The 24,990-nt window shown below is 37.9% G+C and carries 18 protein-coding genes; 4 read left to right on the forward strand and 14 right to left on the reverse strand.

The genetic code is table 11. The features are described from left to right. Nucleotides 1-290: 290 nt before the first annotated feature. Entirely contained in the window at nucleotides 291-4,757 is a 4,467-nt protein-coding gene (locus ACYQ1N_RS00895; RefSeq protein WP_459831605.1) for a SpaA isopeptide-forming pilin-related protein, read from the forward strand. A gap of 92 nt (nucleotides 4,758-4,849) precedes the next feature. Here the strand turns inward: ACYQ1N_RS00895 and ACYQ1N_RS00900 are convergent, their stop codons facing one another. The 6 genes from ACYQ1N_RS00900 to ACYQ1N_RS00925 form a co-directional block, all read right to left on the reverse strand. Then, nucleotides 4,850-6,685, reverse strand: a complete 1,836-nt coding sequence (locus ACYQ1N_RS00900) for an ABC transporter ATP-binding protein (protein ID WP_459831608.1) — start codon at nucleotides 6,683-6,685, stop codon at nucleotides 4,850-4,852. Further along, nucleotides 6,685-8,919, reverse strand: a complete 2,235-nt coding sequence (locus ACYQ1N_RS00905) for an ABC transporter ATP-binding protein (RefSeq protein ID WP_459831610.1) — start codon at nucleotides 8,917-8,919, stop codon at nucleotides 6,685-6,687. The genes ACYQ1N_RS00900 and ACYQ1N_RS00905 overlap by 1 nt, the downstream gene beginning before the upstream one ends. A gap of 15 nt (nucleotides 8,920-8,934) precedes the next feature. Next, nucleotides 8,935-9,447: a MarR family winged helix-turn-helix transcriptional regulator gene (locus ACYQ1N_RS00910; RefSeq protein WP_459831612.1), complete on the reverse strand. Its 513-nt coding sequence runs from the start codon at nucleotides 9,445-9,447 to the stop codon at nucleotides 8,935-8,937. Between the two features lie 227 nt (nucleotides 9,448-9,674). After that, nucleotides 9,675-10,820, reverse strand: a complete 1,146-nt coding sequence (locus ACYQ1N_RS00915; RefSeq protein ID WP_459831615.1) for an asparaginase domain-containing protein — start codon at nucleotides 10,818-10,820, stop codon at nucleotides 9,675-9,677. A 159-nt stretch (nucleotides 10,821-10,979) separates the two neighbouring features. Next, complete coding sequence (locus tag ACYQ1N_RS00920) at nucleotides 10,980-12,809, reverse strand: Na/Pi cotransporter family protein (RefSeq protein WP_459831617.1); 1,830 nt, start codon at nucleotides 12,807-12,809, stop codon at nucleotides 10,980-10,982. A gap of 262 nt (nucleotides 12,810-13,071) precedes the next feature. Continuing rightward, nucleotides 13,072-13,311, reverse strand: a complete 240-nt coding sequence (locus tag ACYQ1N_RS00925; protein WP_459831620.1) for a hypothetical protein — start codon at nucleotides 13,309-13,311, stop codon at nucleotides 13,072-13,074. Nucleotides 13,312-13,447: 136 nt separating this feature from the next. Between ACYQ1N_RS00925 and ACYQ1N_RS00930 the strand changes: the two genes are divergently transcribed. After that, complete coding sequence (locus tag ACYQ1N_RS00930) at nucleotides 13,448-14,803, forward strand: SseB family protein (protein ID WP_459831622.1); 1,356 nt, start codon at nucleotides 13,448-13,450, stop codon at nucleotides 14,801-14,803. Nucleotides 14,804-14,807: 4 nt separating this feature from the next. Here ACYQ1N_RS00930 and ACYQ1N_RS00935 read toward each other — a convergent pair whose 3' ends face one another. The 3 genes from ACYQ1N_RS00935 to ACYQ1N_RS00945 all read right to left on the reverse strand — a co-directional run bounded on the left by ACYQ1N_RS00935 (nucleotide 14,808) and on the right by ACYQ1N_RS00945 (nucleotide 18,364). Continuing rightward, entirely contained in the window at nucleotides 14,808-15,146 is a 339-nt protein-coding gene (locus ACYQ1N_RS00935) for an A24 family peptidase (protein WP_459831624.1), read from the reverse strand. Nucleotides 15,147-15,585: 439 nt separating this feature from the next. Beyond that, entirely contained in the window at nucleotides 15,586-15,771 is a 186-nt protein-coding gene (locus ACYQ1N_RS00940; RefSeq protein ID WP_177956178.1) for a hypothetical protein, read from the reverse strand. 94 nt (nucleotides 15,772-15,865) lie between these two features. Further along, a complete protein-coding gene (locus ACYQ1N_RS00945) occupies nucleotides 15,866-18,364 on the reverse strand; it encodes an ATP-dependent helicase (protein WP_459831627.1) in 2,499 nt (832 codons plus the stop codon). Between the two features lie 245 nt (nucleotides 18,365-18,609). On the opposite strand from ACYQ1N_RS00945, the gene ACYQ1N_RS00950 reads away from it, so the two are divergent. Then, nucleotides 18,610-19,278 (forward strand): DUF1836 domain-containing protein, encoded by a 669-nt coding sequence (locus ACYQ1N_RS00950; protein WP_459831630.1) that lies wholly within the window; start codon nucleotides 18,610-18,612, stop codon nucleotides 19,276-19,278. Nucleotides 19,279-19,379: 101 nt separating this feature from the next. Here the strand turns inward: ACYQ1N_RS00950 and ACYQ1N_RS00955 are convergent, their stop codons facing one another. Beyond that, nucleotides 19,380-19,685, reverse strand: coding sequence for a YerC/YecD family TrpR-related protein (locus ACYQ1N_RS00955; RefSeq protein WP_459831632.1), 306 nt, complete (start codon nucleotides 19,683-19,685; stop codon nucleotides 19,380-19,382). A gap of 173 nt (nucleotides 19,686-19,858) precedes the next feature. Here ACYQ1N_RS00955 and ACYQ1N_RS00960 point away from each other — a divergent pair, with 173 nt between their 5' ends. Next, nucleotides 19,859-21,031 carry a hypothetical protein gene (locus tag ACYQ1N_RS00960; protein WP_459831635.1) on the forward strand — a complete coding sequence of 391 codons (1,173 nt, stop codon included), beginning with the start codon at nucleotides 19,859-19,861 and terminating at the stop codon, nucleotides 21,029-21,031. Nucleotides 21,032-21,097: 66 nt separating this feature from the next. On the opposite strand, the gene ACYQ1N_RS00965 is transcribed toward ACYQ1N_RS00960, so the two are convergent. From ACYQ1N_RS00965 to prfB, 4 genes are read right to left on the reverse strand one after another with little or no spacing between them, the layout of a single operon-like run. Continuing rightward, complete coding sequence (locus ACYQ1N_RS00965) at nucleotides 21,098-22,438, reverse strand: WD40/YVTN/BNR-like repeat-containing protein (protein WP_459831637.1); 1,341 nt, start codon at nucleotides 22,436-22,438, stop codon at nucleotides 21,098-21,100. Next, nucleotides 22,428-23,210 carry a hypothetical protein gene (locus ACYQ1N_RS00970; protein ID WP_459831639.1) on the reverse strand — a complete coding sequence of 261 codons (783 nt, stop codon included), beginning with the start codon at nucleotides 23,208-23,210 and terminating at the stop codon, nucleotides 22,428-22,430. Before ACYQ1N_RS00970 ends, ACYQ1N_RS00965 begins: the two co-directional genes overlap by 11 nt. Nucleotides 23,211-23,220: 10 nt before the next feature. Beyond that, entirely contained in the window at nucleotides 23,221-23,832 is a 612-nt protein-coding gene (locus tag ACYQ1N_RS00975; protein ID WP_459831641.1) for a hypothetical protein, read from the reverse strand. A gap of 16 nt (nucleotides 23,833-23,848) precedes the next feature. Further along, nucleotides 23,849-24,973: a peptide chain release factor 2 gene (prfB, locus tag ACYQ1N_RS00980; protein WP_459831644.1), complete on the reverse strand. Its 1,125-nt coding sequence runs from the start codon at nucleotides 24,971-24,973 to the stop codon at nucleotides 23,849-23,851. Between the last annotated feature and the right edge of the window lie 17 nt (nucleotides 24,974-24,990).

Below are 24,990 nucleotides of genomic sequence, written 5' to 3' on the forward strand. Positions count from 1 at the left end.
TTATTTACACATTCTATATAATGTATGGATTCATACATTCATTCATTGACACTTCAATGGCGTAATTTTAGAATTAATTTAGAATTTACATGAAATAAGCATAGTAGATTACCGTTGTATAAGGCATATATTTATTTCCGATGTCATACACGTCATCCCGTGATGATGTTTTATCAGTGCCCGCAAACATACAATCGGTAATTATTACGCTTTAAATATAATATATTTGAATTACGACAGCTTTAACATAGAGTTAAATTAAATGCTCTGCATAATATAGGGGACATTATATGAGCTACAATATTAAAAAGCATATTCCGAAGATTCTGGTCGCCGTAATATGTATTGCGATATTATGTGTGACCGTTATTTCATTTCGCTTCACAAATGTTAAAGGCGAAAACACATCATCAGGAGATAATTACGACTTAAAAGAGAATGTAAACACTTCCGCCGATGATGAATTTACGGGCGGAAAAGAATACAAATATTCCGATGAAGACTTAAATGTTACGGTAACTCTTCCGAAAGAAACAGCCGTGCCTTCCGATGCGGTTCTCAGTGTTAAAAGAATTACAAATGACAACAACGGCGAACAGTACTCAGAGCTTGAAAAAAGCGCAAAGGAAGCCGTATCCGGAACATTGGAAAGCGCCGCTTATTATGATATAAGTTTCTATACTTCGGACGGAAGTTACATTGATGTATCCGACAAGGCCAAGGTTTCCTTTGATTACAATGATAAAGTTCCGATTAACGTAACCCCCGACAACACATCAAGCAGAGTCGGAGTGCTGCATTTCACCAACGGAACTTCCGATGCCGTTGATGTGAAAAATCTTGTAACGGATAATGACAAAGTAAACAATAATAACAATAATAACAATAATGTTATATCCAAAACCGATGACAAAGGCGATAAAGTTACTTCTCTTGATTTCAATACCGAAGGCTTTTCAATGTATGCCGTGGTTAACGTCACGGACTATAACTCCATTGAAAGCGGTCCGTATGTCATCGTCAATACGAACCGACAGGGAAATAACGGTACGCTCTATGCTCTTACATCAAGCAAAAGCGGAAGCAACAGACTTTATTATTCCACCAATCTGTCCATGAGTAACGGAATTGTCAATACCACTTCAAGTATTACACTATGGTATTTTTCAAAAGTAGACGGAGTAACAAACGGATACAATATTAAGGCCATTGATTCCGGCGAATATATGAGTCTGTCATCCCGAGCACTTACAACATCGTCGTCTCTTAACAATTCAACAACCATATATGTAAGAAATAACAACACCGGAACATACCCGGGACAGGTGATGCTGTCAACATCTTCCAACAACAACAGGCAGACTTATAATATTAACTTATACGGAGGAGGCGATCAAGGCATATTCGGTTCGTACAATGACAACACCGGCGCCAATGAATACCTTACTCTTGCAAAATATGCGGACGCTAATTTTATTACATATGATTTCGGTCTTTCAGCTTTCAGAACCCAATATCACTTCCCTACCGGCGGTTCATGGTACAGAAAAAACGGTAATACATATATTCAGGATTCATCATCCGAACCGACGCTGAGCTCATCCATAACTTCAATTGCCGACGGAGAGACTCTTTCTTCCGTAAACGGAACAAAAAGCGACAACGGATATTATACATGGGTAAGAAGATCCGGAGATGCTCAAACCGCAACTTTGGCTTCTGCAGGCAAGTCCCCGGGAAAAGACATTCGCTTTGACGGCTGGGAAGCCACAATCAACGGAAAAAGATATGTATTCCCTGAGGGAGCCGAAATAACAAAAAGCGGCACTAATGCCGTTATAACAGATGTAAACGGCAATCGTGTCACTGTTCCCACAGGTACTATCTTAAAAGGAAAGTGGACTCAGATTTCCGACGTTGTCAGGTTCTTCATCGGACGTAACGCAACCATACTCGATACGGTGGGCGATACTCAAAAAAGAGCAAATCCATTGTGGACCGGTCAGATTGCAGTAGGTCATATTTATTATGCCCAAAGCGATTATATAGGCAGCGATACCATAATGTATTCATGGGCAAATGAGGCCATAAGGAGTTCTTTTGCACATTCATTTGACCCAAACAATTTGAGTACGCAAATCGTTATTGATTATGTCACCTCCCAAGCTTCCAAAACCGCTCAGGAAAACCGATACACCCCTGCAGACGGAATCAACGCCACGGAGCTTGATACTTCTTTACTTACATATCTTTACAACCGTGAAGAAAGCATAAATATGGCTCCGGGTTCCACCTCAAACAGACCTCCTGTCAGCAGTCCTAAAACATCCGATAACTTTTCAATAAGATGGTATATCGTAAAGGACGAAGGTGACGATTACCACATTGACGGCGTACTCGTAGCCAAGACAAAGGAATTATCCCTCAGTGAAAACTTCTTCGGAATAGACGAGTCGCAGGTAAATAATATAATGACGCGGGGTACGAATCCTCTCACTACGGATGTTAAAATCAACAGCAATCTTTCTGATTATCTGTCAATCAAAAATTCATCCACCGAGGATTATGACTATCTCGGAAAAACAGACGGTTCGTTGAGTTACAGATGGGTTATTCCCGTTATCAACAATGAGCAATACACATTCATAGAGAAAGAATCCGGAACGGCTCTTTCCGGATATGATGTTACAACCCTTATAACTCATTATTATACGGATGACACCGGCAACAATTTATCGGAGTCAAAGTTCGGACATGAAACCACAAGTGTCGACTCCACGGTTAACTCTACCAACAACCTGAGACAGCACCTGTTAGGCGGTAAATCTTACAGCCTGGTTTATGACAACTTTTACACTCCGGTTAACACAGGTTCGCTTCTGATAAAGAAATATGAATCTGACAGCGATAATAATCCTGTTTCCTCACTTTCAGGTGCCGAGTTTAAACTCTACGGTGATAATTTACCGTCGGCAGGCGGTACTCTTGTATCAACGGTTTCATCCGACAATAACGGATTTGTATTTTTTAATAATCTGCAAAAAAACAAAGACTATTATCTTGTTGAGAGTACCGTTCCCAACGGTTTTGAAAATAACAGTTCGTATTGGAAAGTTACCGTCGATTCAAATGCCAATGTTGCAATTCAGCAATATGACGAATACGGCAATACGGTGGGAGATTCTAAAATCGTATATGAAGATACAACAGTCAACGGAAATACAAAAAAGATAAACCATGTCTATGATATTTTAAATCATCCGGATCAGAACTCCGTGACCCTGACAGCCTCATTTTCGGGTATAACAACATCAGACCTTGATGAAATGGTAAACAAGAGCAAAAATGACAGGGAAAGCGGTTATAAAATAACTTTTCAGTCAAAGCAAAAAGACGAGGATGACAGCCAATACAAGGATTCGAATACGCTGTATCTTGCCGATGCCACAAGATCTGCCGACGGCAGAACCTTTACATGGGTTATCGGGCTTAATTCAGCAGATAAATTGAAAGATTGGAAGGGAATACAGAGCAATTACATAAGTGATAAGTATTCAAATACGGTTGTACTTGTTAAAGAAGACGGAAATTCCTTAAATTCGAATTTTGATCAGAGCAACAATACCGTTTCCTTTAATGCCGTGCTTAAGGAAGATAATCACGATAAGATTTCAATAGTGAACACATATACCAACACATTTAATTTGAGAACGAAGACGGTCGATACGGATAATCCGGAAACTGTTCTCAAAGGCGCGGTATATGACATTTACGGAAGTTATGAAGAGGCTACGGACTCCGGTAAAACCGTTACTTATACGGATCCTAAAACAGGTCAGTCCCGTACGGGATATTATATCGGCTCATCGACTTCCGACAAAGACGGTATAGCGACGTATAACAATCTTACTCTTTCAACTTCCGAGACGGAATATCCTTATATTCTGATAGAAAGAACCGCTCCGGACAAGTTCGGAAATAAAATTATAAAACCGGAAGCAAATTATGATTCTCCCGATAATCAGCGTGTTATTTCGGTGCAGAGAACCACGGACGGATATTCTTCCGGATTCTATAATATGACTATAGAAAATAAACGAACCGTATTCCACCTTGTGGATATAGACTTCGATAAAAAGTGGGAGAAGATGCCTAATCTCGCAACAGCCACATTTACTCTCTATAGAAAGACAGCTTCAGAGAAAATGGCAACGGCGCTTCCGTATAAAATAACATTGGACGGAAATACCGACGAAAATACACAAACACAGGTATATACTCCAAAAATGAAAGATGGTTCGGATGCACCTCAGGCCACTCTTACATATTCGGAAACAGCTCCGTGGCACGCAACATGGTATAATCTCCCTGTATATTCCGATACAGGCGAAGAATACACATATTACATCAAAGAAGATAATCTGAATACTCATTATCCGGACTATTATCAGAATCTTACCGATAAAATCGAGACAATGATTACATTTAACACTCCCGAGGGCAAACCTGAATCTTACATAGCTCTCCCGGCAAATAATGCATATGAACCGGTAAAAAATCTTGTAATCGAAAATAAGTTAAAATTACCTTCCGTACAGCTTCCTTTTACGGGCGGAATAGGCGACAAGGGGTTAATGCTTCTTATAATCGGCGTCTGTGCAATAGCCGGCGGTGTAACAATATTCATATTAAAGACGAGAAAGAAAACCCGTCCTGATAGATATGACGACGAATATGACGACACTGATTTAATGTGATAATATTTTACTGATATATTCGGCAAAAATAAAAAGAGTGGGGTACATAATATGTACCCCACTCTTTTTGTACTTTTCCATGTATTATCCGTTTATTCATCCTCGGAAAATTGCGAATTATAAAGATCGGCATAAAAACCTCCCTTTGCAAGCAATTCATTATGATTGCCCTGCTCTACGATATCCCCCTTATTAAGAACCAATATCTGATCCGCATTTTTAATTGTAGATAATCTGTGAGCTATTACAAAGCTGGTTCTGCCTTTCATAAGATTGTCCATGGCACTTTGTATAATCGCTTCCGTTCTTGTATCAACGCTTGAAGTTGCTTCGTCAAGTATAAGCATTTTCCTGTCTGCAAGGAACGCTCTTGCTATTGTAAGCAGCTGTCTCTCTCCGAGAGAAAGGTTACTTGCGTCTTCATTTAAAACAGTATTATATCCGTCAGGCAGATTCCTTATAAAGTGATCAGCATGGGCTGATTTGGCAGCCTGAATAACCTCTTCATCCGTAGCATTCTCCTTGCCGTATCTGAGGTTTTCCATTATGGTTCCGCCAAACAGCCACGTGTCCTGAAGAACCATACCGAACTCACTTCTTACCTCGGATCTGTCGACTTTGCCGATATCCACTCCGTCTATCTTAATTGAGCCGCTGTTAAGATCATAAAATCTCATAAGTAACTTTACCAATGTAGTCTTACCGGCACCCGTAGGACCTACAATGGCAACCTTGTTGTGAGGTTCTGCCGTAAACGTAAAGTCATTAATAATCGTCTGATTCTCAACATATCCGAAATGAACATGTTCGAACTCAACCTTGCCTTCAATATTTTCAGGAAGTGAAATCGGATTTTCCACAGGCTTCTCCGAAGGTTCGTCAATAAACTTAAATACTCTTTCCGAAGCCGCCGCCATGGTTTGAACCTGAGTCATAACCTGCGACAGCTGCTGGATAGGCTGAGCAAGATTTCTTACATATTGGATAAATGCCTGAATATCACCGATTTTAATTGTTCCGTTTATTGCAAGCATACTTCCGAATATCGCCACCGCAACATATGCTATATTACCTATACCAAATACTATCGGCTGCATGAGTCCGGAAATAAACTGTGACTTCCAAGCCGATGTATACATTATCTTGTTTTCATCTTTGAAGTCATTAATTACATCCTCTTCTTTATTAAACGCCGTAATTACAAGATGTCCGCCGTAATTCTCTTCAACCTGTCCGTTTAAAGATGCAAGGTGCTGTTGCTGTGCAATAAAGTGCTTCTGAGATTTTTTTACTGTAACTGCAATCAGTCCGAATGATAAAGGTATCATGACAACTGCGATTAACGTAAGAAGCGGATTAATCGTAAGCATCATAACCACGACGCCTATAATTGTGGCAATTGATGTGATGACACTTGATATACTCTGGTTTAACGCCTGTCCGAGAGTATCAACATCATTGGTTATGGCAGATAATATGTCGCCGTGCTTGTGACTCTCAAAATAACTCATCGGAAGGTTATTTAACTTAACCGATATGTCTTTACGCATTTTAAATGTAACATTTTGCGCAATATATGCCATAAGAATATTGGCAAAGAAAGAAAACAATGCACCTATTGAATATATTATTAATACGGTAATAAGTATTCTTCCTATTACTTCGAAATTCATTCCGCCGTTGCCCGATATTTTGCCGGAGAGGCCTGAGGCAAGTTCCGACGTTGCATTTCCGAGTATCTTTGGACCTACAACGAAAAACACCGTACTGGCAGCCGATAATGCAAATGAAACAATAATCATTATTCGGTATACGCCCATATACTTAAACAGGCGACCTATTGACTTCCAGAAATTACCTGCCTTTTCACCGGGTCCGTTGTGACCGAATGGTCCGCCGCCGTTTTTCTTCTGTCTGTTTTCAGCCATTATTCAGCCACCTCCTTCCCGTACAGTTCCTCTTTAGATAACTGTGACTCGGCAATTTCTCTGTATGTTTCGCAGTTCTTTAATAATTCTTCATGTGTTCCCATTCCCACGATACTGCCTTCGTCAAGTACAATAATCTGATCGGCGTTAATAATGGTGCCTACTCTTTGTGCAACAATGATAAGTGTGGCATCTTTGACTTCTTTGGAAAGGGTTTCTCTGAGCAGCTTGTCGGTCTTCATATCAAGAGCCGAGAAGCTGTCATCAAATAAAAGTATTTTAGGATGTTTTGCAAGAGCTCTTGCGATTTGAAGTCTCTGATTCTGACCTCCCGATACATTGGTACCGCCCTGGGAAATAGGCGAATCATATTTATCTTCTTTGCTCTCAATAAACTCCTCGGCCTGTGCAATCTTTGCGGCCTTCTCTATATCTTCCATGGTTGCGTCGTCATTTCCGTATGCAATATTAGTTGCAATGGTTCCTGAGAAAAGAATTCTCTTTTGAGGAACATATCCGATTGCTTTTCTTAATGACTTAATGTCAATATCCTTTACATTAATACCGTCTATGGTTATCTCTCCGTCCGTAACATCATATAATCTCGGTATTAATTGTATAAGAGTTGTTTTTCCGCATCCCGTACTTCCTATAATCGCCGTTGTTTTTCCGGGTTCTGCCTTAAAGCTGATATCTTTAAGCACCATATCCCCTTCTGCTCCGTCGTATGCGAAATTGACATTTTTAAATTCGACAACACCCTTTGGATTGTTAAGCTCAACCGCATTGTCAGCATTTTTTATCGATGATTCCGTAGTAATAACTTCATCTATTCTGTCAGCCGCAACCATTGCTCTGGGAACTATAAGCGCAAGCATTGTCAGCATCAGGAATGACATTACTATAAGCATGGAATATGTAATAAACGATGTCATTTGACCTATTTGCAATGTTCCCTCGTCGATTTTATGTCCGCCTACCCATATTATTAATACAGACATTCCAAACATAATAAACATGAGAACAGGCATAAGAAATGACATTATTTTTCCTATAAATAACTGTGTTTTAAACAGATCTTTATTGGACTTTTCAAATCTTACTTCTTCCTTTTTCTCTCTGTTAAACGCTCTTATTACCGGCATACCCGTAAGGATTTCTCTTGATATCCTGTTTACGTTATCAATGAGTTTTTGAACACTTTTAAACTTAGGTACCGCCAATCCCATAAGGATTGCCAATACTCCGAATATCAAAGCTACGGCAAGGCCGATAATCCATCCCATTCCTGATCCGGTCAATATAACCTGCACAATGCCGGCCGCCGCAAGTATCGGAGAATAGAGGGCAATTCTCAGTACAAGTGTCGTGGACTGCTGAATCTGCTGAATATCGTTGGTAGTTCTTGTTATAAGTGATGCCGTTGAGAATTTCTCAATCTCAGAATTTGAGAACTTCATGACATTTTCATACGTCTGCTCTCTTAAGTCTCTTCCGATAGCCGCACCTACTTTGGCAGCCAACAAAGCATTAATAATCATTGCAACAGCCATTATTGCAGCGATAACAATCATTATTCCGCCGTTGGTCCATAAAAATCTCTGCTGAACGGCGTCAACGTCGACACCTGCCATTTTATCCATTTTCTTTGCATATGCTATTCCCATTGAATTTTTAATCGTAGCTCCGATTTCGTCCAATTTGGAATTAAGCTCGTTCTTCATGGATATGAGATTGTCGGAATTCATTCTTCCCGCTTGTACCATATTAATGATGATCGGTCTCAAGTCTGCCGGGAATTCTTTTATTCCCAGCATTTCCGGAGTTATCTTTGTCTGACTGTCACCCTGATTCATCATTTTCTCAAATGTGCTTTCGTCTACACTTGAAAGCTGATTATTCATAATCAGGGCACCTGACAATTTATCGTCCAAATTATCAAGTTCCTTTTTACTTAAACTCTTAAGTTCATAAATATCTCCGTTTTCCGTATATGAATTATCCCACAGTTGCTTTTCTTCATCATCCATAAACAACTGAGCATATTCGTATTCTTCTTTTGTTATTTTTTCCGGAGCGACATGTTCTATTCCGCTGTTTTGTATACCCGTATCTATCATTTTAGATGTATAACCCGGCAGTGTAATATCGCACAGTGCTTCAACAATAAGGAAAATAATAATAAGAATAACGGAGCCCTTGTACCTTCCTAAGGCATTCATCCATCTTTTCATATTTAACCTCTTAAATTATTGCTTTTTATCGTCATTTGTAATTTTTATTACCGAATCTATCTCCTGTTTCTCCAGCACATCGGCCAAAGCGTTTATTTCATCCGTTAAATGCTTTGCCCGTTCCGTTCCGTATTCACTGTATACTCTATTCCAATAACTCTTCATTAATAATTCAAATTTTTTTACACTTTCATACCCCTGCTCCGTAAGCTCAACATACTTTTTTCTTGCATCGTTTGTATCTGCCGTTCTTTTAATATATCCCACGGATTCAAGGTTCTTCAGCGATCTGGAAATGGCTGTAGGAAGTATTCCGCCATGAACTCTTTTTCTCAGCTCACTTACACTTACGGGTTCGGCATCCGAAAAATGCTGATATTCCCATCCGCTGATACAGTGATATATGGTCATGAGAATATATACATCCGTTGATGTAATATCAGAGAATACGGCATAAATTTTTTTATGATTCGGCTGCAGTCTCGTAAATGCTTTTAACAGCCCTATGTGTCTGTCAAAATCGTTCATAATGTCCTCCTTTCCGAAAATATATAACATAGTTACTTAACACTGTTAATTAACTATGTTATATTATCACCCGGCAACTTTAAAGTAAAGTAAAATATAATTAAATATTGCCTAAAATAAAAACATGTGCAACGCCTAATATCGGCTTAATCTGATTCATTTCGTGATACAGACAATACCAAAGGCATTTCACATGTTTGTTATTAATTATTATTTAAATTCATTGTTTATTCTGATTCGCGCAGCAATACATTTATGTATGCAGCCTCGGAAGAAAGATCGAAAAGTCGGACAAATTCAGTATTCTTTAATTTAACGAAACTTCCGTACTCATCGTTTATTTCCGCTTTTGAGGATGCAAGATATACGGTTACGTTTTCCTCATTGCATCTCTTAATAAATTTTGAAATATCTGTCCCGTTCCCTTCCGAACAAAATGTCCCTGCGTGATAACCGTATATCAATACTGCTCTTATACCGGATATATTTATACAGTCGTAATTAAATCCCGGTACCTGTTTAATGTATAATACATTACCGTTGAGTTTTCTTTCTCTTTTAAATACTTTTTCAAGAATTTCATCGGAAACATTTGGATTGCATGTGTTGACATGATCACTGTTCAATTCCAGATAATAATTCTCGTACCCGAAATATGCATTATCCATCCATTGCATGGAATTATCCCCGTCGAGAAACATAACATTGGATTTATCAAGATAAAAGAATCCGAATTCTTCATCCCCGTAAGACCCGTATGCATCGTTTGCGGAGTCCGCCTCTGTCAGCTCCTCTCCTCTGTGTATAACCGATCCGTAGATATCTCCGCCGTCGACAACAAATACATCCTTAAGTAATTCCCTCGTATATTCGTCATCCGAATTTTTATTGCATATAAAAGTATCAATAATACCCACGGCAGAAGCAAAGTTATATACGGCATCGGATCCCGGCATGTCGGGAGGTAACATTGCACCCACAATCACAAGCGGAATATTCAATCGCCCTTTTAATACACTGCCGAGTAAAGAAGACGTGTAAGGCATTGTATCAGAACCGTGCGTAAGTATTATTCCGTTATATTCGGATTGGTTGATATCCGCAACCACATCCAATAAATCATTTAAATAAGATATTGTGGAATTTTCACTTAATATCGAAAACTTTTCTTTAATGTCAAATCTGTCCGTAATATCCGTTTCAGAATTATTGTTCTTATGTGATGAATTATTTGCGGTCTTTAATTCTTTATCATAAAATTCCCGGTACATTTCAATCACGGTATATTTTGAATCGCTGCCGATGTCTATACTGCCGTCTTTTACACAACTTCCGACAGTTCCTCCCGTAAGTATAACCAAAATATCTTTCATATATTATTCTCCGACTTATTATATTTAAATCATATTATAAATAAAATCACCCTGTAAAATCCTTAATGATAACATTCATTTACCGGTTATCCCGAAAAAATATCATATGGAATTACAGGGTGATTTTCTAAATCCGTGTAATATACATTATGTAAGGCGTTATGCCTTTTCTTCTATTGCAGGACGTCTTTCGACCTGCTCTTTTTCGAATTTCGGAAGCTTGTATTTATCGGAATAAAATGCAACGTCTCTTTGGAACTCTTCCGAATTGGATTTCTTCACCGTCTCTATATATTCATGCATGTCGAGTGAAAGGTCACCCTTGGCAACTTCTATGGTTGCGATGGCAATATTGGAACAGTGAGCTGCAACTCTTTCAAGATAAATGCTCAGATCCGAGAGAATAAAACTTGTAACCATGGTGCATTTACCTGTAGTAAGGTACTTAACACGTCTGTCACGAAGCTTAATACTGAGGCTCTTGATAACTTCTTCAAGAGGTTCAACCCTCTTGGCAACCATAACGTCACCCGTAACAAGCCCGTTATGAGTTGTTTCAAGTATATCCTTGATTGCATCTTCAAGGACATGCATATCAGATGTTATCTCAGGAGTGAAAAATTCCTTCTTTTCATGAATTTCTTTGGCCGAAAACATCGTGTTTTCCGCATGATCGGCAATACGCTCAAGGTCGGCGATCATACGAAGCATTACGCCTACCTTGTCTGCCTGCTTATTACTCAATTCCCTTGTACTTATCTTAAGTAAGAAAGTTCCGAGTTTATCTTCATATTTATCAACCTGTGATTCCATAATCGTAACACGGTTTGCTTTTTCCTCATTATAATCATGCAAAAGAGAAAGTGCTATATTCATACTCTCTTTAGCCGTTTCACTCATTTTTACGGTAACTTCATAAGCCTGATCTACAGCCGCCGAAGGCTGATTGAGGAAAATATCGTTGATTTTTGAAAGATTGTGAGCCAATTCCTCATCCGCCTCTTCTTCAACGGTTGCTTTTCCGCGCACGGTTTTACATGCAAGTTTAACAAGAAGCTTTCTGTTCGGAAGAAGAATAGCCGTTGTAAGCAAGTTAAAGAATGTATGGAATATGGCAATACCCATAGGGGTCGCCGCATCTCCGAGGAATGCAAACGGATGAAAGGCATTAATTGTATAGAATCCCGCCATAAATATAACCGTACCTATAACATTAAAGTACAGATGTATAAATGCGGCTCGCTTGGCATTTTTGGATGTTCCTATACTTGATATAAGAGCCGTAACGCAGGTACCTATGTTCTGACCCATAATAATAGGAAGAACCGATGAATACGGTATTGTACCCGTAAGAATCAATGCCTGCAAAATACCTACCGAAGCAGAGGAACTTTGAATTGCCGCCGTAATAACGGTACCGGCAATAACTCCGAGTATAGGATTGGAGAACATCAATAACAGGTTTGTAAAGTTTGGATCATTCGCCAACGGCTTAACGGCGGCGGACATGAAATCCATACCTATCAGAAGCAAACCTAAACCGAAAAGGACTTTACCTACCGTATGCAATTTTTCTTTTTTTAAGAATATAAGCAGTATTACTCCCACCATAGCCATAATAGGGGCGAAGGTGGAAGGCTTAAATGCCGTAATAAAAGGATTATCCCCGCTTAAGCCCGTCAAACTCAAAATCCATGACGTAACGGTAGTACCTACGTTGGCACCCATAATAACGCCTGCCGCCTGCTCGAGATTAAGCGTAGCTGAGTTAACAAAACCTACTACCATAACGGTTGTAGCGGATGAAGACTGAATTACCGCCGTAATACCAAGGCCGAGAAGAACTGCCATGAAAGGATTTGACGTCATCTTTTCCATAGCACCGACAACCTTACCTCCGCCCGATTGGAGACCTTCTCCCATGAGATGCATGCCGTAAAGGAACATGGCAAGCCCTCCCAGCATCGATATCCATCCAAAAATGTCCATGAAATACCTCTTTTTTAAGATTATTAAGACGCAATTAAAAACAACTTTTTAAGTTTATATTATTTATTTAAAAAATACTATTTATTTAATAAGTTAATACTCATAAATAATTTATAAAATTAAAAAGTTGTTATTTTTTATATTATGTTAAATATGCATTAATACGGTTGTATGTTTTATTATACATATGTAAACCGGACAAATTAATTTCAAAAAATCATTTATCCGGCAAAGCTCATATTAAATCTTTACACCGGGCATATTATTTTTTCATTTCTTTAATTTTTTCACTTGTCTTTTCAAGTATCTTTTCGGTCTTCTCCTTTACCTCTTCTACTCCCTTCTCGGCTGCGTTTTTGGCTTTTTTAAGACCGCTTGAAGTTGCTTCTTTTGCAGCCTCAAATCCCTTTGCCGTAGCGTCTGCCGCTGCCTCTAAACCGTCCTTTGCAGCCTCTTTTGCTATCCCTAAGCCTATTTCCGCTTTTTCTTTAAGTCCTGACATAAAACCGCCTCCCAAAATATATTTATTAAATCTTTTTTTAATTTTACTGCTTTCATATGTTTTTTTCAAACTATAATATGTTAAACTATTTATAGTTGTGCAGGTAAAAAACTGTAATTAGACTAAGGAGATTTTTATGAGTACTAATGAACAAAATATTCAGGATCAAATAGCAAAAAATAACTCTGCATTTCAGATAGATGACGCATATACTCTTAAACGGGACGGTAAAGATGTCACATATGTTTCGGGATTCCTTTTAAAAGGAACATTTAAGCAGGGCGAAGGTATCTGTATGTATTCCGGAGAGCAATTACAGCTCACATGCCGCATTCTTTCACTCGAAAAAATCGGTCGTGACGATTTAAAAGAAATTACATATGCGGAAAACGGCGGCAACGAGAACGCATATGGTATTATCGTGGATAATCCCAATGTTTCACTGTTTAAAAAAGGAAATATTATCTGTTCATTGGACAACGGACATAACAAGATCAACAAGGACAAATTATCCGATTCAAGACTGGGTGAACTCAGAGCAATGCTTGATTCAGATATAACGCAGGAAAAAGCCGATGCGTTGTCAATTCAGGAATTATCGTTTTTGATCAAATGCATAAGAAATGAAAAAATCAAGGATGAGAACAAAGAAGATCTTTTAAAGAAAACCATTATTTCAAAAATCAATAATGCCGATGAGTTGTTTATTACCATCGATCTTAACACAAATACTCCGTTTCTTAATAACGGCACGGTTGATGTTTATTCTATTAAATCATATGCCGATGATGCCGTTGATTACTATGGCAAGCAATTCAGAAAATTATCGGTTCGCCAAATGAACAACAAGACGGATCAACTTCCTCTGTTTGTCTATCTTGCTCTGCTCGGCGTTAAAAGCGTAACCATAGATAACGGTCAGCAGCATATTCAGCTTGACGTAAATGATTTTATCAGCGAAAAACAGTTGGCCGAATCCATACTTCAAAAATCAGATGAACACCCTGATTTCTTTAATCCTGAGTTCAGATATGCCATGAATATCTGCTTATCTGAATTAAGATGGCCCGTTGATTATCCTAACAGAAATGAAAATTGCGAAGTCAAGGATAAGGCCATGTGGAGCGCATTTAAAAATTCCAAGCTCCTTGTACCTATTAAACAGGTGGTTGAAGAAGTTAACGGAGAAAAAATACGAGCTGTTCCGGACGGAAATATTTCAATACCTCATGTTAACAACGGTAACGGTGATACATTGATTGCCATTTTTACCGACCTTGATGAATTCCAGAAAATGTATCCGGTCGATGAATGGGGCGTAATTCTAGTAGACGGTGAAAAAACTCTTTCACTTGATGACTCAGTAGGTCTTGTAATAAATCCTCTTACGGAAAATCTTGTTATTACAAAGGAAAGACTCCCTCAATACAGAGAAAATATATTAAACGGTCTTTCTCCTAATGCCGTTAATAAAAATAATCAAAAAAAATAATAATTTAAGGCAATATACTTATATTGAGTATAACCGCATATGAGAGCGATATAAACGGACCGAGAGCCGTCTTTGTATCGCTCTTTTTTATAATATGAACCGGCAGCCACATAATCATGGATAACATAATTACATAAATAATATTTGTCTCCGCATTTACGGCAATAACCGTATATAGCTTTATGTCTCCCATACCTATGGTTTTACCGGTTAGTACCCTTGCCGTAAAAAACAATATTAAAACAAACAAAACAGATAATACTGCCGAAAATGTATGAGAATACAAATAATTAAATATATAAGAAATAAAAATACCGACAGTCTCGCCATGTAAATATCCCATACATTCACTTTTTAGGAATATCATATTTTCTGCGGAGTATAGTATCGGATAAATAATAAATAAAAATAATATATGTAATAACCTTTTATTTTGAATTATATATCTGAGTGAATCCTCTATCGAAATCAAAAAAAGTATGAAAATAACTGCAGAGTAAAAAAAATAATTTAGAATAGAATCACCTCTGAAAATGTATTAAAGTATGATGTTTCATATAAGCATTGTGAAAATATGCATCACAAAAAGTTCAAATGCAACAGCACAGTCGAAGCTGCGAAGTAAAAACACGCGTATTCATAAACGGGATTTAAAAGCCGTCTTTGGCGTTTATACCATTATAATATATAAAGATAAATTCTCATATTTTTATAAACAAAAAGGAGATGCCGGATGCATCTCCTCAAGACGATATTAAGTTGTAAATCTAATTTTTAACGGCTTATGCTTCCTCTTCGTCAGCAAAATCTGTCTCTTCGTCAAAATCGTCATCATCGTAATCGTCGTCATCGTACTCATCAAGATAATCCGGCTTTGTAAGCTTATAGATTAAGAAGCAGATTCCTCCGATAATTGTAAGAGCGCCGACAAATGCCAAAAACTTACCGAACTTACTTCCCTTTTTCACAACCTTATCCTCCTTAACTATGATATATTAGAAGTATATCACATCTCCATGTTACTTTCTATATTTTCTTGCCATTTAATGACATAATGTTAAGTCATTCCAAAACATTCAACTTAATGAAGCTTGTAAGCATTTTTTTCTGACCGCCTTCATCAAATTCCACGGTAACGAGCCAATCGTTAGACATAGGTTTAATATCTGTTACGACACCATGACCGAATCTGTCATTTGACACTCGTTGTCCGATAACATAAGGTGCTTCCCCGACTGAAAATTTTTCCGTTGTTGCAGCCTTATTATTACTTTGAGAGGATTCAGTGTCGTTTGTTTTTAATACATTTCCTGTTTTCACCGCCCCGCTTAAAGAATCTGATCCGTTCAAAGGCTTGCCGGGAATATTCCTTTTTATGTTACCGTCTGCCGGAAACGCTCTGCCGAATGTAGGTCGTCTGTCTCTTTCGGTCTTTCTCGGAATATTTACTCTGCTGCTGTACTTACCGACGGTATTTTGCGGTATAGCAACACTTCCCGATTTAAGCCTTAAAGGTTTTTTATCAAGAGAAGTTGACGTTGCCCTCGGCTCATATTCTTTTGTAAAGACTGTTTCCCTTTTTGAATTGAGTCCCGATAGATTATCGGTCTCAAGTAAATGCTGAGGTATTTCTCTTACAAATCTTGAAGGTACGGCAGATCTTCTCTCGCCGTGAACCATTCTTTCAGCCGCAAATGTAAGGTAGAGCATTTTCTCGGCTCGTGTCATGCCTACATAGCACAGACGGCGCTCCTCTTCCAATTCTTCATCATCATCCGCGGATATATAACTTGGGAATAATCCTTCTTCCATTCCCGCCATAAATACAATCGGAAATTCCAAACCCTTGGCGGAATGCAAAGTCATCATAACAACCCTGTTCGGATCCGTGTCATTTTCACCGACATCCGCAATCAGAGAAACTTCTTCCAAAAATCCGTCAAGACTTATCGGTAAATCACTTAATGCCTCTCCCGTTGCAGGGTCATATGATTCCTCTTTATCATCCGACTCATATGCGATTATCTTATTTATAAGTTCATCAATATTGGCTCTTCGGTCCGCCAGTTCTTCAGGCGAATCATTTTCTCCCAGGTAGTCTATATATCCCGTTTTTTCCAATATCTCATTGGCAAGTTCTTCAATGGTACCGTCACCGGCTGTTTCTTTGAACTCTGCGATCATATCCGTAAATTTATGAATTTTTTTAGCGGTTGCGGGAGTAATCTCGTGATTATTTTCACAGTCGGTTAATGCTTCCCAAAATGTTATGCCGTATATATCGGAATAATTTTGAATTCTCTCTACGGTGGTCTGTCCTATTCCGCGCTTCGGTACATTTATTATTCTTTTGATTGCCTGAGCGTCTGATTCATTCGCAACCGCTTTCAGATATGACAACACATCCTTAATTTCCCGCCTTGCATAGAAGTTAACTCCGCCGTACATTCTGTAGGGTATGTTATTGTATACCAATTTTTCTTCTATTGTTCTGGATTGAGCATTCGTTCTGTACAGAATTGCAATATCGCTGTATTCCCATCCGTCGTGAACAAGATATTCTATCTTTCCGGCAATTCCCTGCGCTTCGTCATATGCGGAATTATACATAAGAAATTTAACTTTTTCACCCTGTTCATTTCCCGTATAAAGAGTTTTATCCTTTCTGTTACAATTATTCTTCACTACGGCATTGGCCGCATCAAGGATTGTTTTCGTCGATCTGTAATTCTCTTCCAGCTTAATAACCTTTGTATTTTTAAATTCATCCTCAAAACTCAGTATATTTTCAATATTTGCTCCTCTGAACTTATATATTGACTGGTCGTCGTCACCTACAACACAGAGATTGTTCCATTTTGACGCAAGCAGACTTACCAACTCAAATTGAGATGTATTGGTATCCTGGTACTCATCTACCATCATATATTTAAATCTGTTTGCAAACGTTTCCAATACATCCGGATTGGATTTGAGCAAATTAACCGTATGAAATATCAGATCGTCAAAATCCATCGCATTGTTTTTCTTAAGCGCAGCCTGATAATCAGCATAGAGATTGGCATAATTTTCTTCTCTCATTCCCCTTGCGCCGGTTAACATCTGTCTCGGATCGATCATCCTGTCCTTGGCCCCTGATATTACATTTAATACCACCCGTTCTTTATATGATTTTGTATCAAGATTTCTTGCCTTAATTGCCTCACGCATAACACTTTTCGCGTCATCCGTATCATATATTGCAAAATCACCGGTAAATCCGATCCTGTCCGCAAATCTTCTGAGAATCCTGACACACATTGAATGAAACGTACTGACCCACACCCTGTTGCCCCCGTCGACAACATCATTTACTCTGTCACGCATTTCTTTCGCCGCTTTATTCGTAAATGTTATTGCAAGTATGTTATACGGGTCTGTTCCGTGTTCAATAAGATAGGCGATTCTGTATGTCAGAACCCTTGTCTTACCGGATCCGGCACCTGCAATAATTAACAGAGGTCCCTCCGTGGTGATTACCGCTTCTCTTTGATTATTATTAAGATCATTTAAATTAATCATTATATATCCTTATCCGTATTCCGAAATTATAAAATTTATATCTAAAATAATTCATTTGTATAACACATTTGTTCTATATTATAGTATACATTAATATCAACATAAAATAAACACACCCGGTAATATTATGAAAATTACATGTGGTTTTTAATAACTACATAATATAATATTTGAAACCTTGAATTGATTTATGGATATATATAATGTACAAAACAGAAACATTCACTTACGTACGGAGACGAATTATGTCCGAATATAAACATTACGATAATATTAAAGATATTATATCTAACGAGATAGAAGCTCTCAAAAATATAAAAACCATAGCTCCGGATGATCCTCCGGACATTTATCTTTATATGGATCAGGTAACGGCATTTCTTCGAGATCATCTTATGAACAACAACGTTCATGACGACGATAAACTTCTTACAAAAACAATGATTAACAACTATACGAAGAAAAAGCTGCTTCCTCCGCCCGTTAAGAAAAAATATTCCAAACAGCATTTATATTTTCTGACTCTTATATATTACTATAAGAACTTTTTAACGATAGACGAGATACACGATCTTCTTGAGCCCATTACCGAAAAATATTCCGAAAACGATTCCGTCGCCATGGAATATACATATCGCTGCTACTCCAAAATCCATAAAATGTGCAGTGATCAACAGGAAGGCATAATGGCCGACATTAAAGATGATTTAACTACAGTCAGAAAAATGATAGAAGATGCAAAACAGGAAGGAGAAATCGACTTCTCTGATGAAATCGAAGATTACCTTGAATTGTTTTTACTTATAACGGTTATTTCAAACGATATCTATTACAAGAAGGTTCTTATTGAGAATTTAATAGGCAATTACGCCCAGCTTAATAAAGATAAAAAAAATAAAGAAAAGGATAAGTAAATATTTTCAGTCATGTTCCGGGCGTGAAAATCATATAAAAAGACGAAGTAATATCTGTACGGAAATTACTTCGTCTCATTTATTTATTATTTAACCGGAAATTAATATTTTTCCCTGATTTCCTCCGGCAAATTGTCAAGAACCTTTCTGTAACCGTTATCTCCGTAATTAAGGCATCTGTTGACCCTGCTTATTGTTGCGGTGGAAGCATGTGTTACTTTTGCAATATCCTGATATGTTTTATTTTTATAAAGCATCAGTGCAACCTGCAGCCTTTGAATAATTGAATATAATTCATTAATTGTACATATATCTTTCAGGAACTCCTCGCATGTCTCTTTGTCGTTAATGGAGATGATTGCATCGCAAATCAAACCCATTTGACTGTCCAGATCCTTATAATTCATGGTTCTCTCCTATCCATAGCAATTATACTTTGTCATGTGGCAGCATTAGTTTAACACACTAAAGTCAAAAAGTAAATTGACGCAATTAAAGTTTTAGTTGTATTTTTAATCAATGTTATATTATGGTATAGTATTAAAGTTAAAAATAAATTATAAAAATCAGGTGGTACATTATGACTTCTAAGAACAGATTATTTGCAATTGACATAATTGTCACTGTAGCAATGTCACTGTTGTTCTCATTTATTGTGCAGGGTCCTAATGCCGGAATTAATATAATCATACCGGTAATCGGTTTGGTATGTATGTCTATTATATTTTTTAAATATAATTTCCGGCAGATTCCCCTGTTCATTGCATTGATCACATATCTCAGTATCTCGCCGTTTTATATTTACCACAGCGAATATGCATTATACAGTTCAATGCTCGTTCCGGGACTTATGCTGGCAATACTTCTTACGTATAGAAGAAAGTACATTGCATATTTCGTACCCGGACTGGTACTCGGAGCAACAGCTCTAATAAACTGTTCTTCTCCGTTTACCGTCATTTATTTTGTTGCTTATACCGTATTTATGCTTATATACCTTTGTATAGACAGCGGATTTGCGATTCTGAAGCTGTTATCCAACCTCGGAACAGGTATTTGCATTGCGCTTATTATTTCTGCCGCCTCCGGCGGAAATGCGTTTTTATCATATCAGACATATATTTCATCTCTGCCTTACGGACAAAGCGAAGTACTTCCGTTGGATCTGTTCGCAAGATTTATTATACCTGATGTGTTTGCGGGATACGGCGGATTTACCGTATTTCTGGGATTGATTTTTCCTGTTTTTATAATGTATCTTATATACATTATAGTATTACAGAAATATTCATATATGCCCTATAAAGCCCGATACTACAAAAAGTTTTTGACGGCTGTTGCGATCTGTGCCGCTTTACTCGGTATATTTTCATGGATTGCATTCGGAATAAGCGGCTTGGAAATCTTCGGATTTTTGACAAAGCTTACAATTATGACCGTTATTCCTCTTGTTGGCGTATTTATAATATTATTCCCGAGAACAAGAGTAGATGATTTTGACACCGGCAGGTATAATTTTTCCGTTGCCGTTGCCGTTACATCGGTTATTCTTGTGGTTATATCCACATGGGTAAAGGCTCCGTTCAGTTTAATATATGCACCTCTTATGACCATAATATTCGGAATAACGATTAATAAACTGTCGTTAGGCGTTAAGAACCGTTCAGTCGGAACCGTACTTACGATTATATTACTTGCGGTTGCCGCACTCGGAATATTCAATAATATTTCCATAGGTTTGGCATTCAGATAAAAAAAGCTTAGGCTTCAATTATCCAAAGGATATTGCAGCCTAAGCTTTTTTATTTTAATCAAAATGTTATAACTTGATTTCCTCAACAAATGTCCAGGTAAGTCCGTTGTCCTTGGATTTATATACCGCAGAAGTGCCATTATGGTAATTTGAACCCGAAGGCTGAGAAAGATATACAATCATATTTCCGTTTTCATCTACCTTTGGAACGGAAGCGATTTTAAATATGTCAAACCAGCTTTTACCGTTTGCACTCTCATCAAGTGTTCCCGCGGGAAAAGTTACAATATTAAATGTCCTTCCGCCGTCTCTTGTCATATAGAGATTATTTCCGTTATCTGTTTTATATGCAATAAAACCCGTATTTACATCAATAAATTTCGCTCCGACGAGCATTTCGGTCCCCGGTCCGCTTCCTACGTTTGTCCATGTTTTGCAGCCGTCCGTGGTTTTATATATTTTTGTATATTCCGAATTATTATTGATTCCGTATCCTACAACAATAACTCCGTCGCTCTCATCGAACATGTCAATATGATAAGAATCTATATCATATATTGAATCTATCTCTCCGGTCTCCCATGTAGATCCGTAATCGGCAGAATAAATAACCGAAAAAGGCACTCTCTCTCCGTTAACGGTTTCTCCTCCGTACAAGAAAGCCGCTATATTGTCATTTAATACATAACTTCCCCTTAGAAGAGTATCATAATTATCACCTGTTAACGGTAAGTTTCTGATATCAATTGGAACCTGAGAATATGACTCTCCTCCGTCAAAAGATACAGAAAGATTATTATCGCTTATTTGGTATTTTATTATTGACTGCTCATTGTCATTATCGTCCAATAATGCATTTTGAGCCCCGTTATCCGAATTATCCGCAATATTTACCGGATAAACAACATATCCCTTACCCGAATCTTTTACGGCAAACGATCCGGTCCAAGAACATTTTATGGTTCCTCCGCTTATGTAGCCTCCCCAATCATTAAAATATTGGGTGGAACTGTCTACAAGCTGTGCCGAAAATGTCATATTGACTGCACCGTTTTTGTTATCAGCGTCGGTAACGGATTCTACTTTTATATTTTTAAGTCTTTCGCTCTGCGGTGTAAACATCTCCTTATATTGACCTAAATATCCGTTAATCCAAATATTCGCCAACTGTACATTGCTCAAATTACTTCCGTCATCATATAATTTTGCTTCATAATTATATCTTGATGAATTGGAATATTCTGCCTGGGAACGCTTTGAAAATATTGTAAATACAATAAATAAAACCACCAAAGCAACAATGACAATAAGAATTATCCAACCTGCTTTCTGCCTTTTTTTCTTTTTTTTCTCCGGAGATACGATGTCATCTCCGATTACCTTTCCGTTAATCTCTTCATCGCCCATAATTACTCCCGTACAATAATTCCCGCTCTATGTTACCGTAGTACTTATATTTGAATAGAAATCTGTAATCAAGTATACTCTTCGCTCCTACGACCGCAACTACAATAGGATGTACGACTACCGTAATTTTTTGAATGTTTTCACCGAGAATAAGAGGTGTAACATATGCCGCAATCATCATTACAAATGTGAAGAAAGCATTTCCTCTGTTATACTTGCTTTTATTAATGGTCCTGTGGGCCTTATTAAATCTTTTAATTCTTCTGTGCTCACCTATCGCCTTAAACGATAATGTCAAAACAAGCAAAGCTATGACATTATATATGCCGATTCTGAATATTAATAAAGCAGATGCATCAAATATACATTTTGAAATAACATCATATGAAAACTTCCCGAGAAAAGTATCCTTATAATCAACTCTAAAAACTTTTATTAATGTCTCATCGTTATTCGTAATATTGTATATTTTTGTATAGACATAGCTTTCGCCCAATGTAATCATAAAGAACCACGTAATAACACATACCGTGTTCCTATAATCCTCCAATCCCGGTCTGAATTCGACAAACAGCAGAGTGGGAATAACAACGGCCGAAACAATAAACAGCCATCTTTTCCCAAGATCCAAAGCAATCTTACACAGTCCTGCCAAAAACATCCTGAATCCGTCGTTTTTCTTAGGATTAACCCCTGATGACCATTTATTTTTATATTTTATGACTCTGTATTTAAAAGCAGCAAATACTCTCGCATATAAGTGATCTTTCATATTCGCTACCTCACTGATTATTATTCTTCTTATATTCCGAAATGCCTCCGTCGACGCATGTAATCAACCCGACCGAAAACAATTCCGCAATACGGTTACATTCATTTATATCGTCGGAAGCAAATATATATACATTAAATTCACCCACAACATCCGTGAGCTTCTCCATATATTCGTCCGGAGCAAACGGCACTCCCCATAAATTTATATAAGATTTGACGGTCATAAATGTGACCGTATGCAATAACTTAAGCTCTTCTTCCGACAGATCCTTAATGCGAATATCGGACTTTTCCCTTATATGAGGAACGTTTTCCAACGCCGCTTCGAGATTATACTCTGCTCCGTTTATCCTTGAAAGGGAATAAAGAAATTCGCCGACGGTAAAGTCCGAAGGCAGGTCGTTACGGGACGAGATATTGTAAATCGTTGCATCTGTCCACGTCGTAACTTCACCCTCCTCGGGTTTTCTGTAATTACTTAAGCAATCAAAAAATATTTTAATATCTTTCTTATTCTTCATATACAGCACATATATTTCACCTTCATTGAATCTATATGTACAGTCTTTCAATATATATCCGTTTATTCCCTTAACTGAAATGTGATTAAGTTGAAGCATATTCTCTCACTTTTAATTATTCTTCATCAGCTTTCTTGCCGGTAGTTTTCCAAATTAAATAAGAACTTATAAAAGGATCTATTTTTCCGTCAAGAACGCTTTGGGCGTTACCGATTTCTTTATTGGTTCTGTGATCTTTAACCATTGTATACGGCTGAAGAACATAACTTCGAATCTGATTTCCGAAATTAATGTCCTTAACATCACCCTTTATATCCGCTGCTTTCTCGGCATTTTCCTCTTTCTGCATAAGATAAAGTTTTGAACGAAGCATTGCCATTGCCTTATCTTTATTTTGATGCTGAGAACGCTCATTTTGACATTGGACAACAATTCCCGTAGGCAAATGCGTTATTCTGACGGCAGATGATGTTTTGTTTATGTGCTGTCCGCCCGCACCCGATGCTCTGTATAAATCTATCCTTAAATCATCCTTGTCGATATCTATGTCAATATCCTCATCAATGTCCGGCATTACGTCACAGGAAACAAAAGACGTCTGTCTCTTTCCGGCAGCATTGAAAGGGGAAATTCTGACAAGTCTGTGTACACCGTGTTCCGATTTTAATAATCCGTATGCATTTTCTCCGTGCACTTCAAATGTAACGGCCTTAATTCCGGCTTCGTCTCCGTCAAGGTAATCTATTGTCTCAAATTCCAAGCCTCTCTTTTCAGCCCATCTCATATACATTCTGTATAACATGGAACACCAGTCGCAGGCCTCCGTACCTCCGGCTCCGGCATGAAGAGTGACGATAGCGTCATTACTGTCATATTCATCCGACAGAAGTGTCGCAAGTCTTAATGTCTCCAATTTCTCTGTAAATGCTTCAAATTCCGACTCAATCTCCGGAATAAGGCTTGTGTCTCCTTCATCCTCTGCCATTTCAATAAGAAGTGATATTTCCTCTTTTCCGGATTCCAAAGCCTTAAAGCCTTCAAGTTCATCCTTCATAGCCTTTAATTTTGACATTGTCTTTTTGGATTTATCAACATCATCCCAAAAAGAAGGTTCTTCCATCAGCTTTTCGGTTTCTTCTATTCTCTGTTTAATACTTTCCAAATCAAGAGATTTCTCAATCTGAGCCATGGGCTTTTCGCTTGCCGCAAGCTCCTGCTTTATACGGTCTAACTCTACCACTTTAATTACCTTTCTGT

It is taken from the genome of Howardella ureilytica (genome assembly GCF_054657495.1).

Bases quoted from the DNA above. Each gene is read 5' to 3' on its own strand.
- ACYQ1N_RS00895 (WP_459831605.1), top strand. From the start codon at position 291: ATGAGCTACAATATTAAAAAGCATATTCCGAAGATTCTGGTCGCCGTA.
- ACYQ1N_RS00900 (WP_459831608.1), bottom strand. From the start codon at position 6,685: ATGGCTGAAAACAGACAGAAGAAAAACGGCGGCGGACCATTCGGTCAC.
- ACYQ1N_RS00905 (WP_459831610.1), bottom strand. From the start codon at position 8,919: ATGAAAAGATGGATGAATGCCTTAGGAAGGTACAAGGGCTCCGTTATT.
- ACYQ1N_RS00910 (WP_459831612.1), bottom strand. From the start codon at position 9,447: ATGAACGATTTTGACAGACACATAGGGCTGTTAAAAGCATTTACGAGA.
- ACYQ1N_RS00915 (WP_459831615.1), bottom strand. From the start codon at position 10,820: ATGAAAGATATTTTGGTTATACTTACGGGAGGAACTGTCGGAAGTTGT.
- ACYQ1N_RS00920 (WP_459831617.1), bottom strand. From the start codon at position 12,809: ATGGACATTTTTGGATGGATATCGATGCTGGGAGGGCTTGCCATGTTC.
- ACYQ1N_RS00925 (WP_459831620.1), bottom strand. From the start codon at position 13,311: ATGTCAGGACTTAAAGAAAAAGCGGAAATAGGCTTAGGGATAGCAAAA.
- ACYQ1N_RS00930 (WP_459831622.1), top strand. From the start codon at position 13,448: ATGAGTACTAATGAACAAAATATTCAGGATCAAATAGCAAAAAATAAC.
- ACYQ1N_RS00935 (WP_459831624.1), bottom strand. From the start codon at position 15,146: ATGGGATATTTACATGGCGAGACTGTCGGTATTTTTATTTCTTATATA.
- ACYQ1N_RS00945 (WP_459831627.1), bottom strand. From the start codon at position 18,364: ATGATTAATTTAAATGATCTTAATAATAATCAAAGAGAAGCGGTAATC.
- ACYQ1N_RS00950 (WP_459831630.1), top strand. From the start codon at position 18,610: ATGTCCGAATATAAACATTACGATAATATTAAAGATATTATATCTAAC.
- ACYQ1N_RS00955 (WP_459831632.1), bottom strand. From the start codon at position 19,685: ATGAATTATAAGGATCTGGACAGTCAAATGGGTTTGATTTGCGATGCA.
- ACYQ1N_RS00960 (WP_459831635.1), top strand. From the start codon at position 19,859: ATGACTTCTAAGAACAGATTATTTGCAATTGACATAATTGTCACTGTA.
- ACYQ1N_RS00965 (WP_459831637.1), bottom strand. From the start codon at position 22,438: ATGGGCGATGAAGAGATTAACGGAAAGGTAATCGGAGATGACATCGTA.
- ACYQ1N_RS00970 (WP_459831639.1), bottom strand. From the start codon at position 23,210: ATGAAAGATCACTTATATGCGAGAGTATTTGCTGCTTTTAAATACAGA.
- ACYQ1N_RS00975 (WP_459831641.1), bottom strand. From the start codon at position 23,832: ATGCTTCAACTTAATCACATTTCAGTTAAGGGAATAAACGGATATATA.